At 64.4% G+C, this 9,452-nt stretch carries 8 protein-coding genes; 6 read left to right on the top strand and 2 right to left on the bottom strand.

The annotated features are described in order from the left end of the window. Positions 1-121: 121 nt before the first annotated feature. From GGD90_RS01630 to glmS, 3 genes are all read left to right on the top strand, one after another. Complete coding sequence (locus GGD90_RS01630) at positions 122-883, top strand: YEATS-associated helix-containing protein (RefSeq protein WP_153115030.1); 762 nt, start codon at positions 122-124, stop codon at positions 881-883. Between the two features lie 102 nt (positions 884-985). Continuing rightward, a complete protein-coding gene (gene glmU / locus GGD90_RS01625; protein WP_153115170.1) occupies positions 986-2,362 on the top strand; it encodes a bifunctional UDP-N-acetylglucosamine diphosphorylase/glucosamine-1-phosphate N-acetyltransferase GlmU in 1,377 nt (458 codons plus the stop codon). 80 nt (positions 2,363-2,442) lie between these two features. Then, on the top strand, positions 2,443-4,290 hold the full coding sequence (gene glmS / locus GGD90_RS01620; protein ID WP_153115031.1) for a glutamine--fructose-6-phosphate transaminase (isomerizing): 1,848 nt from the start codon (positions 2,443-2,445) through the stop codon (positions 4,288-4,290). Between the two features lie 178 nt (positions 4,291-4,468). Here glmS and GGD90_RS01615 read toward each other — a convergent pair whose 3' ends face one another. Further along, the gene (locus GGD90_RS01615; protein WP_153115032.1) at positions 4,469-4,849 is read right to left on the bottom strand and encodes a hypothetical protein; all 381 of its coding nucleotides are present in this window, start codon (positions 4,847-4,849) and stop codon (positions 4,469-4,471) included. Positions 4,850-5,134: 285 nt separating this feature from the next. Further along, the gene (locus GGD90_RS01610; RefSeq protein WP_153115033.1) at positions 5,135-5,806 is read right to left on the bottom strand and encodes an HNH endonuclease signature motif containing protein; all 672 of its coding nucleotides are present in this window, start codon (positions 5,804-5,806) and stop codon (positions 5,135-5,137) included. A 634-nt stretch (positions 5,807-6,440) separates the two neighbouring features. On the opposite strand from GGD90_RS01610, the gene GGD90_RS01605 reads away from it, so the two are divergent. The 3 genes from GGD90_RS01605 to GGD90_RS01595 all read left to right on the top strand — a co-directional run bounded on the left by GGD90_RS01605 (position 6,441) and on the right by GGD90_RS01595 (position 9,442). Beyond that, on the top strand, positions 6,441-7,322 hold the full coding sequence (locus GGD90_RS01605; protein ID WP_153115034.1) for an alpha/beta fold hydrolase: 882 nt from the start codon (positions 6,441-6,443) through the stop codon (positions 7,320-7,322). Positions 7,323-7,342: 20 nt separating this feature from the next. Next, a complete protein-coding gene (locus GGD90_RS01600) occupies positions 7,343-8,548 on the top strand; it encodes a CaiB/BaiF CoA transferase family protein (RefSeq protein ID WP_153115035.1) in 1,206 nt (401 codons plus the stop codon). 90 nt (positions 8,549-8,638) lie between these two features. Further along, a complete protein-coding gene (locus tag GGD90_RS01595; protein ID WP_153115036.1) occupies positions 8,639-9,442 on the top strand; it encodes a response regulator in 804 nt (267 codons plus the stop codon). Positions 9,443-9,452: the final 10 nt, after the last annotated feature.

Here is a 9,452-nt window from a genome sequence, read left to right as displayed (position 1 = left end):
ACCGGCGGCGGCCACGCCCGCGGCGACGTGCCTGCGTTGCCGCGAGTCGTGTCTCTGCTTCCGCCTTGGGTCGGCGACAGCGCTATGGCATAGTAGCGTCTGAATCCGGGGGGATGATGCGATGAATCCTGAACTGCAGAAATCGCTGCAACTGGCAGCGAGCGATGGCGCACTCGACAGCCATCTGCTGCTCATCCTGCTGGTCATGGTTGCCGCCGGCGCGCTCGCCGGCGTTGCCAACTACTTCCTCAGCGAACGCGCCGCCTCGCGCGACCTGCGCGACGTCATGCGCTACAGCGTTCTCGGCGTTGTTGCCGCGCTGACCGTACCGCTCTTCCTCAACATGATTTCGAGCAACCTGATCGAAGCCTCGCGTACGCGGCCGGTCGAGCTGTTCGTCTTTGGCGGCTTCTGCCTGCTCTACGTCGTCGCCTCGCGCCGGCTGTTCGAGAACGTTGCGCTGCGCCTGCTCGGCCAGGTCGAACAGATGAAGCGGCAGGTCGCCGAAATCCAGCCCGAAATCGAGCGCATCGACCGTATCGAACGCCGTCAGGAAGAAGCCGCTGCCGAAGCCGCCACGCGCGAGCAGGCTGAGGCCGCCGAAAGGCAGGCGGCAAAAGACGCCGAGAAGGACGCGCTGTCGTACAACGACATCGAGATCGTGCGTGCCATCGCCGAAGAGGCGACCATCTACGGCAACCTCGCCGGCCTCACCGAAAAGACCGGCCTCGGCCGCGAACTGGTCGGCGCCCGGCTGGTTGCGCTGAAAGCCTGCGGCATCCTCGAAACGCGCATCAACGACCGCAACGTCCTGCACTGGTACGTCTCGCCGAAAGGCAAACAGCTGCTCGACGAGATCCTTTCGGGTCAGGACGAGCGCTGATCGGCGTCATCTCGGTGTGATATTTTTCCATGTGATACCCCGGCGTTTCCGGCAGCATTCGCCCGTTTGCCGCCAACGCGCCTCTTCTTGAACGATCCCCTCATGAACATCGTCATCCTCGCTGCCGGTCAGGGCAAGCGCATGCACTCCGCTTTGCCCAAGGTGCTGCAGCCGCTGGCCGGGCGCGCGTTGCTCGCTCACGTCATCGCTACCGCGCGCAGCCTGGCGCCGCAGCGCCTGTGCATCGTTTACGGTCACGGCGGCGACGCCGTGCGTTCGGCGCTCGACGCGCCCGACCTCGCCTGGGCGCTGCAGGAACCGCAGCTCGGCACCGGCCACGCCGTACAGCAGGCGCTGCCGCATCTGGGCGACGACAGCCCGACCGCCGGCAGCACGCTGGTGCTCTACGGCGACGTACCGCTGACCAGCGCCGCAACGCTGCGCAATCTGCTGCACGCCTCTGGCGACGGCGTCGGCCTGCTCACCGCCGAGCTTGCCGACCCGACCGGCTACGGGCGCATCGTGCGCGACGCTGCGGGCGCCGTGCAGGCCATCGTCGAGCAGAAGGACGCTACGCCCACGCAGCGCGCCATCCGCGAAATCAACACCGGCATCATGGTGCTGCCGACGCAGCAGCTCGCCGGCTGGCTCGGCCGGCTGTCGAACGACAATGCGCAAGGTGAGTACTACCTTACCGATCTGGTGGCGCTGGCCGTCGCCGACGGCGTGCCGGTGCGCACGGCAACGGTCAGCGACGCGTGGGAAACCGCCGGTGTGAACAGCAAGGTGCAGCTCGCCGAACTCGAACGCGTCGTCCAGCGGCGCATCGCCGAGCGGCTGATGGAGCAGGGCGTTCGCCTCGCCGACCCGGCGCGCATCGACGTGCGCGGCGAGCTCGTTTGCGGGCGCGACGTGTTCATCGACGTGAACTGCGTCTTCGAAGGCGAAGTGAGCATCGACGAAGCCGCCGAGATCGGCCCCAACTGCGTGCTGAAGAACGCGCGCATCGGCGCCGGCGCGCGCCTGGCAGCTTTTTCGCACATCGAGAACGCCATCGTCGGCCCGGACAACGTGATCGGACCGTTTGCCCGCCTGCGCCCCGGCACCGAGCTTGGCGCCGACGTGCATGTCGGCAATTTCGTCGAGCTCAAGAACGCACGCGTCGCCGCGCATTCGAAGGCCAACCACCTCGCCTACGTTGGCGATGCGGTGATCGGCAGCCGGGTGAACATCGGCGCCGGCACGATCACCTGCAACTACGACGGCGCCAACAAGCACCTGACGACCATCGAGGACGACGCCTTCATCGGTTCTGACACGCAGCTGGTAGCGCCGGTCACCGTCGGCCGCGGCGCCACGCTCGGCGCCGGCACCACGCTGACGCGCGACGCGCCGCCCGACGCGCTGACCGTCTCGCGCGCCCGCCAGACCACCATCCCCGGCTGGCAGCGCCCGACCAAGAAGCCGAAGAAAGACTGAGCCGACCCCAATTCCGCGGCGTACTGGCCACCGCCGGCTGCGTCGAAGCGTCAATCGCCTGACCGAAAGCGAGTTCATTCATGTGTGGCATCGTTGCCGCGGTCGCCGACCGCAATATCGTCTCCGTCCTCATCGAAGGCCTGCGCAAGCTCGAATACCGCGGCTACGACTCGGCCGGCCTGGCGCTGGTCAATGAATCCGGGCTGCTGCGCCTGCGCGCCGTCGGCCGCGTTGCCGAACTGGCGGCGCAGGTGGAAGCCACCGCCGCCGCCGGCAACAGCGGCATTGCGCACACGCGCTGGGCCACGCACGGCGCGCCCTGCGAACGCAACGCGCACCCGCACGTCTCGGGCGGCCTCGCGGTGGTGCACAACGGCATCATCGAAAACCACGAGGCACTGCGCGCCGAGCTGACCGCCGCCGGCTACGTATTCACCTCCGACACCGACACCGAAGTGGTCGCTCACCTCATCGCGCACGAGCTGAAAACCGGTGCCGACTTCTTCGACGCCGTGCGCGCGGCGATCTCGCGCGTGCAGGGTGCCTACGCGCTGGCCGTGCTGCGCGAAGCCGAGCCGGAGCGCATCGTCGTCGCGCGCGAAGGCTCGCCCTTGCTGCTCGGCGTTTCGGAAGGCGCCGACGGCGCCATCGACGGCTACTTTGCCGGCTCCGACGCCTCGGCGCTGCTGCAGGTGACGCGGCGCATGGTCTGCCTGGAAAACGGCGACTGCGCCGAGATCACGCGCAGCGGCTACCGCATCACGCGCGTCGACGGCACGCCGGTCGAGCGGCCGGTGTTTGAATCGCAACTCTCGGCCGACGCCATCGAACTCGGCCAGTACCGCCACTACATGCAGAAGGAAATCTTCGAGCAGCCGGCAGCGCTGTCGGCGACGCTGGAAATGCTCGAAGGCGCGCGCAGCGTGCAGCCGGGCCTGTTCGGCGCCAACGCCGAAGCGATCTTTGCCGACGTCAATCGGGTGCTGATCATCGCCTGCGGCACCAGCTACCACGCCGGTCTGGTTGCCCGCTACTGGCTCGAAGCCATCGCCGGCGTGCCCTGCGTAGTCGAAATCGCCAGCGAATACCGTTACCGCGAATCGGTCGCCAACCCGCACACGCTGGTCGTCACCATCTCGCAGTCGGGCGAAACCGCCGACACGCTGGCCGCGCTGCAGCACGCCAAAAACCTCGGCATGGCGCACTCGCTGGCGATCTGCAACGCGCCCGAATCGTCGCTGGTGCGCGAAACGGCGCTGCGCTTCATCACCCGCGCCGGCCCCGAGATCGGCGTCGCCTCGACCAAGGCTTTCACCACGCAGCTTGCCGCGCTCTACCTGCTGACGCTGGCGCTGGCCACGCGCCTCGGCCGTCTCGACGCCGTGCGCGAAGCCAATGCGCTGCAGGCGCTGCGCCACCTGCCCGCCGCCGTTGCCCGCGTGCTTGAGCTGGAGCCGGAAATCAAGGCCTGGGCCGAACGCTTCTCCGACAAGCAGCACGCGCTCTTCCTCGGCCGCGGCCGACACTACCCGATCGCCCTCGAAGGCGCGCTGAAACTCAAGGAAATCTCGTACATCCACGCCGAAGGCTACCCGGCCGGCGAACTCAAGCACGGCCCACTGGCGCTGGTCGACCGCAACATGCCGGTGGTCGCCGTGGCGCCGAACGACACGCTGCTGGAAAAGCTCAAGTCGAACCTGCAGGAAGTGCGCGCGCGCGGCGGCGAACTCTACGTCTTCGCCGACGCCGACAGTGAAATCAGCGAATCGGAAGGCGTGCACATCCTGCGCCTGCCCGAGCACTACGGCTCGCTCTCACCGCTGCTGCACGTCGTGCCGCTGCAACTGCTCTCCTATCACGTGGCGCTGGTGCGCGGCACCGACGTGGACAAGCCGCGGAATCTGGCGAAGTCGGTGACGGTGGAGTAGGTGGACGCCTCGGTTTAACGGCAAGTAATTAAGCTCATCGCCGTTTTCTCGCTTGGAGCTCTAGTCAAGCCGACGCTGCGACCTGACTCTCCAGCCCCAACACAACCTTTAGTACTTTGAGGTGCGGGCTGTCATCCGGAAACGGTCTTTGCGGATGCAGGAACTGCCGAGGTGCGAGCTAAGAAAATGCCCGTCGAAAGATCTCTACTAACTTGTCCATCTCAAGAAGAGGTCGTTCATCAAACTCTTGTGCGGTCAGAAAAGTGATGTCAAACACGACGCCAAGTTGCAACCCGAGACTTGCGATCTTGCTTCGAAATTCATAGTAGGTGCTTAGACAGTCCTCACACAATGGTGACGCAACTACAAGGATGTCGATGTCGTTGTAATGTTGGCTCCTAAAGAATGACCCAAAGCCATAGATCGCTTTAATTTCACTTACTTCTAGTGCGGTAAATCGGATTTCCGTCTCTATCTTTTTGATGGTAATTCCAGAAGTCGGTTTTCCAGAGCGCTCCAGACATTTCATCGTTGACGTAAAGGCCGATTCTTGAGTCAAGGCAAAATTCCTTAGCTTCTCGCGTGTAGCCGCACCAACCGCCACCGATATAGATGAGATTTAAAGGACCGAGTTCGTGTAGCGCACGATGCACCATAGTGAGACCCATCGTGTATTCGTTGCAGCAAAAGATGGTGAGGTGGTCCTTTTGCTGCTTCCGATCTACCTCAAAAACGAGGTCGTGATGTCGCGAAACTGCTTGCACATTTGGGTGGGAGGTAAGAAGGCGCTCAAACCACGCGATGTGGGAATAGCGAACATCCCAAGTATTGGAGCCATTATTCGTCATACAGCGAATTCTTTATCGAACTCGGCCGGGAAAAGTGGGTAGCAATCGACTCTTTGGTATTGATGAGCTTCGAACGCTTGGGCGTGGGTCTTAAACGCAAGAAATGCGGCGAATTCAGAGCCGTTCAGTAGTGCGTTGTTGGCTTCAATCGCATTGATGATCTTTCTGTTGTTCGGAACTATCGTGTCAAGTTTCCGAAGCTGCCAAACTAGATGCAAATTCGAACCGGGGTCGGCTAGAGCTGCTTCCGAGCGAGGCCCTAACCGCTCCCATAGCATTCGGTTTTCAATTAGAAGCCTCGACACGAACTGCTTCAGCGTGGCGCTTGCGTCGAATTTTTGGTTAGAGCCACGTTGCCTAATCTCCGCTTCGTGTTCGGCCTTCCATGCAAAGAGCAACTCTGCCGGGTAATTGCCTTCCGGTGCTTTATCGACCTTCCTGTGGCACGTAGGGCAAAGGAGCACCAAATTCTCATATGAATCGGCGCCTCCATCCGGCACGCCTCTGGGGCCTCCCGGCCTGCGAGCGATGACATGAGCCATCTCCCCAACGTTGTAGGCTGCCGCGCCTTCAAGGATAACCGTTAGGTCGTCACGGCACTCAGGGTTGGAGCAAATCCCAGCAGCGCGTCCCCAGAGAAGTTTGTAGTCGTTGTCCGAAATTGCCATACGGTAGACTCTTAGCCTGAAAGGCCCAATACAGGCATCCACTGCATGTAATTGTAATCTCTGTCGTACCGCAAGGCCACGTCGCGTAGCTGAATCACCCCGGCCCCCGTGAACATGCCCGAGGACAGCTTTTCTACTAAAAACAGACGCGGTGTCTTGGAGAGTATTGACCGTCAGCAAAGGCCGGAATCCGGTCTCATGCCTGTATTTTAACAGGCAGCACTTCGGTGTTTACTGACGTTCGATTGGTTAACCGTTGAATCGCCTCGGCCTTGGTCGACACTTCTCCGTCGGTTGAAAAACTGCTTTTCGAGTTCTTTCGGGGAACCTCGTTTGCATAGCCAATGCGACGTTTCTGCTTGAGCAAATCTCGATGGAGTTCAAAACGTCGCGGCCGATCAGCGCCTGCCGGTAGTTTTCCCCGACCTTGAAAACCGGCAAAGGCGAGCCATCGACGATCTGCTGCTGGGAGTGGGCAATCGTCATGGGGTCTGGATTACACGGCGGCGCCAGCTCAATGTAGCAGTCCGTCTGCATAGTGCGCCCGGCCGGCCATGCTAGGATTGTCGGCACCCTCCGGCATCGCTCCGGAACCGATGAACACGCCGTTTTGCCCACCTTTCAGCCGTCAGAAATGAAGCTCACCGCCAACCAGTTTTCCTTTGAAGTCGTCGACGCGGGCGACCGCTCCGCTCCCGCCGTGGTGCTGATCAACGGCCTCGGCCACCAACTCACCTACTGGCCCGCCAAGCTGATCGACGCGCTGCTGGCGGCGGGCTACCGGGTGATCCGCTTCGACAACCGCGATACCGGGTTGACGCAAAGCCTCGGCAGCGTCGCCAATCCGAACTTCATCTGGTTCATGGTGCGCAACCATTTCGGCCTGCCGGCAACGCCGCCCTACACGCTGCAGGACATGGCCGACGATGTGGTCGGCATTCTCGACGCGCTGGCCATCGCGTCGGCGCACATCGTCGGCATCAGCATGGGCGCCATGATTGGTCAGCGGCTGGCGCTGGCCGCGCCCGGCCGCGTGCTGAGCCTCGCCAGCATCATGGGCAGCAGCGGCGCCGCCGGCCTGCCGGGGCCGTCGCTGGCGGTGATCAAGCGCCTGCGCCAGCGCCCGCCGAAAGAGCGCGAGGCGCTGCTCGACCACATGACCGCGATGCAGCTGCTGATCGGCAGCCCGGCCTGGCCGGCCGATCCGGCGACGATCCGCCGGCAGATGGCCGCCGCACTCGACCGCGCGCACCGGCCCGAAGGCTTCATGCGTCAGGTGATCGCCATCGCCGCCGACAAGCAGCGCGCCGGGCTGCTCGCCGGCATCCGCGTGCCGACGCTGGTGGTGCATGGCAAGGCCGATCCGCTGATTCCCTTCCCCGCGGCCGAGGATACGCAGCGACGCATTCCGGGCGCGCGTCTGCTCGCTGTCGACGGCATGGGGCACGATCTGCCGCCCGGCCTGTGTCCGTATCTGGCGGGCGAGTTGGTCGCCCACTTCGGGGCTCACACTTAGCAAACCATCGGTGAAAACGCATGCCTGACACCACCACTCCCGCCGCCGGCAAACCGAGCGCGCGCGGCCCGCTCGCCGGCATCAAGGTCGTCGAGTTCGCCGGCATCGGCCCCGGCCCGTTCTGCGGCATGCTGCTCGCCGACATGGGCGCCGAGGTGACGCTGCTCGAACGCGGCGGCGGCACTTTCGCGACGCAGTTGTTTGGCGGCGGGCGCAAGGCGGTGGCCAATCGCGGCAAGAAGTCGGTGTGCATCGATCTCAAGCACCCGAACGCGAAAGCACTGGTCTTCCGCCTGCTCGCCGACGCCGACGTGCTGATCGAGGGTTTCCGCCCCGGCGTGATGGAGCGTCTGGGCTTCGGCCCGGAAGTCTGCCTCGCGCACAACCCGCGCCTCATCTACGGCCGCATGACCGGCTGGGGGCAGAGCGGTCCGCTGGCGCCGCGCGCCGGCCACGACGCCAACTACGCCGCGCTTTCGGGCGTGCTCGATACCGGCCGCCGTCACGGTGGCGCACCTTGGGCGCCGCCGACGCTGGTCGGCGACATGGGCGGCGGCGGGCTGATGCTCGCCTGGGGAATCGCCTGCGCGCTGCTCGACGTGCAGCGCAGCGGCAAGGGGCAGGTGATCGACGCCGCCATGTGCGAAGGCGCCGCGCTGCTGGCGCACGGCCTCTTCAACCTGCAGGCGCTGGGCGAATGGAACGGTCACTGCGCGATCGATTCGAGCGCGCCCTTCTACGATGTCTATCAGTGCGCCGACGGCCAGTGGCTGAGCGTATGCCCGCTCGAACCGCAGTTCTACGCGGCCTTTCTCGAACGTCTGGGCCTCGCCGGCGACCCCGATTTCGCCGGGCGGCAGTACGACAGCACGCGCTGGCCGCGCCTGCGCGAGCGGCTGGAACAGATTTTCCGCGGCGAGTCGCGCGACCATTGGCAGCAAGTATTCAAAGACACCGACGACTGCGTGTGGCCGGTGCTCGGCCTGCACGAAGCGCCGGCACATCCGCAGCATCAGGCGCGTGGCGCCTTTGTCGAGGTCGCCGGCGTCACCCAGCCGGCACCGGCGCCGCGCTTTTCGCGCACGCCGGGCGCGGTGCAGGCGCCGCCGCCGCTGGTCGGCGAACATACGCGCGAGCGTCTGGCCGCAGCCGGTTTCAGCGCCGCCGAAATCGCCGCCCTGCTGGCCAGCGGCGCTGTCAGCGCGGCCGCCGAGCCGGCGCCCTGAGCCGCGCGCCCATGCTCGCCGGATAGCGCCTGAGCGCTGCTATAGTTACGCGCATGCACTTGTAAACGTGTCCATTTGCGGAGCGAAAACATGGCTTTGACCACTTCCCTCGACGATCTGTCGGTTCTGCTCGTCGAACCTTCGTCAATGCAGGCCAACCTTGTTTCGCGCATGCTCGAGAATCAGGGCGTGCGCCAGGTCAGCGTCGTCGGCAACGCGCAGGCAGCGTTGGAGTCCTTGCACAAGGGGCATGCCGACCGGGTGGTGATCAGCAGCCTCTATCTGCCGGACATCCTCGGCACCGATCTGGTGACGGCGATGCGCCGCGACCCGCTGCTCGAGTCGGTGCCGTTCATCCTCGTTTCTTCGGAAACGCGGCCGCAGGTACTCGATCCGATCTGTCAGTCGGGCGCCTGCATCATCGTGCCCAAGCCCTTTACCGAACAGCAGCTGTCGCTCGCGCTCTACGCCGCGGCCGACTACCTCAATCCGCCGGAAGACCTTGATCTGGCCGAAATGGAAGAACTGCGCGTGCTGATGGTCGACGACAGCTTGGCGTCGCGCAAGCACATGCGCCGCTTGCTCAGCGAGCTTGGCATCGAGCGCATCATCGAGGCCGAAGACGGCCGGCAGGCGGTGGCGCTGCTGCAGGAAAACACCGTCGATCTGGTGATTACCGACTACAACATGCCGGAAATGGACGGCCGCGAGCTGACCGAGCACATCCGCACGCAAAGCTGGCAGAACACCGTGCCGATCCTGATGGTGACCAGCGAACAGAATGCCGGCCGCTTGGCCGCCGTCGAACGCGCCGGCGTTTCGGCGATGTGCGACAAGCCTTTCGAGGCCGGCGGCATCCGTCGCCTGATCAGCGGTGCGCTGAGCCGCAGCTAGCGCAGCGCCC

Source organism: Rhodocyclus tenuis (assembly GCF_014197755.1).
GTDB classification, from domain to species: domain Bacteria; phylum Pseudomonadota; class Gammaproteobacteria; order Burkholderiales; family Rhodocyclaceae; genus Rhodocyclus; species Rhodocyclus tenuis.
The sequence above is the reverse complement of the archived record's forward strand: the minus strand, read 5'-3'. Positions and strand labels throughout refer to the sequence as shown.

Bases quoted from the DNA above. Each gene is read 5' to 3' on its own strand.
- GGD90_RS01630 (WP_153115030.1), top strand. From the start codon at position 122: ATGAATCCTGAACTGCAGAAATCGCTGCAACTGGCAGCGAGCGATGGC.
- glmU (WP_153115170.1), top strand. From the start codon at position 986: ATGAACATCGTCATCCTCGCTGCCGGTCAGGGCAAGCGCATGCACTCC.
- glmS (WP_153115031.1), top strand. From the start codon at position 2,443: ATGTGTGGCATCGTTGCCGCGGTCGCCGACCGCAATATCGTCTCCGTC.
- GGD90_RS01610 (WP_153115033.1), bottom strand. From the start codon at position 5,806: ATGGCAATTTCGGACAACGACTACAAACTTCTCTGGGGACGCGCTGCT.
- GGD90_RS01605 (WP_153115034.1), top strand. From the start codon at position 6,441: ATGAAGCTCACCGCCAACCAGTTTTCCTTTGAAGTCGTCGACGCGGGC.
- GGD90_RS01600 (WP_153115035.1), top strand. From the start codon at position 7,343: ATGCCTGACACCACCACTCCCGCCGCCGGCAAACCGAGCGCGCGCGGC.
- GGD90_RS01595 (WP_153115036.1), top strand. From the start codon at position 8,639: ATGGCTTTGACCACTTCCCTCGACGATCTGTCGGTTCTGCTCGTCGAA.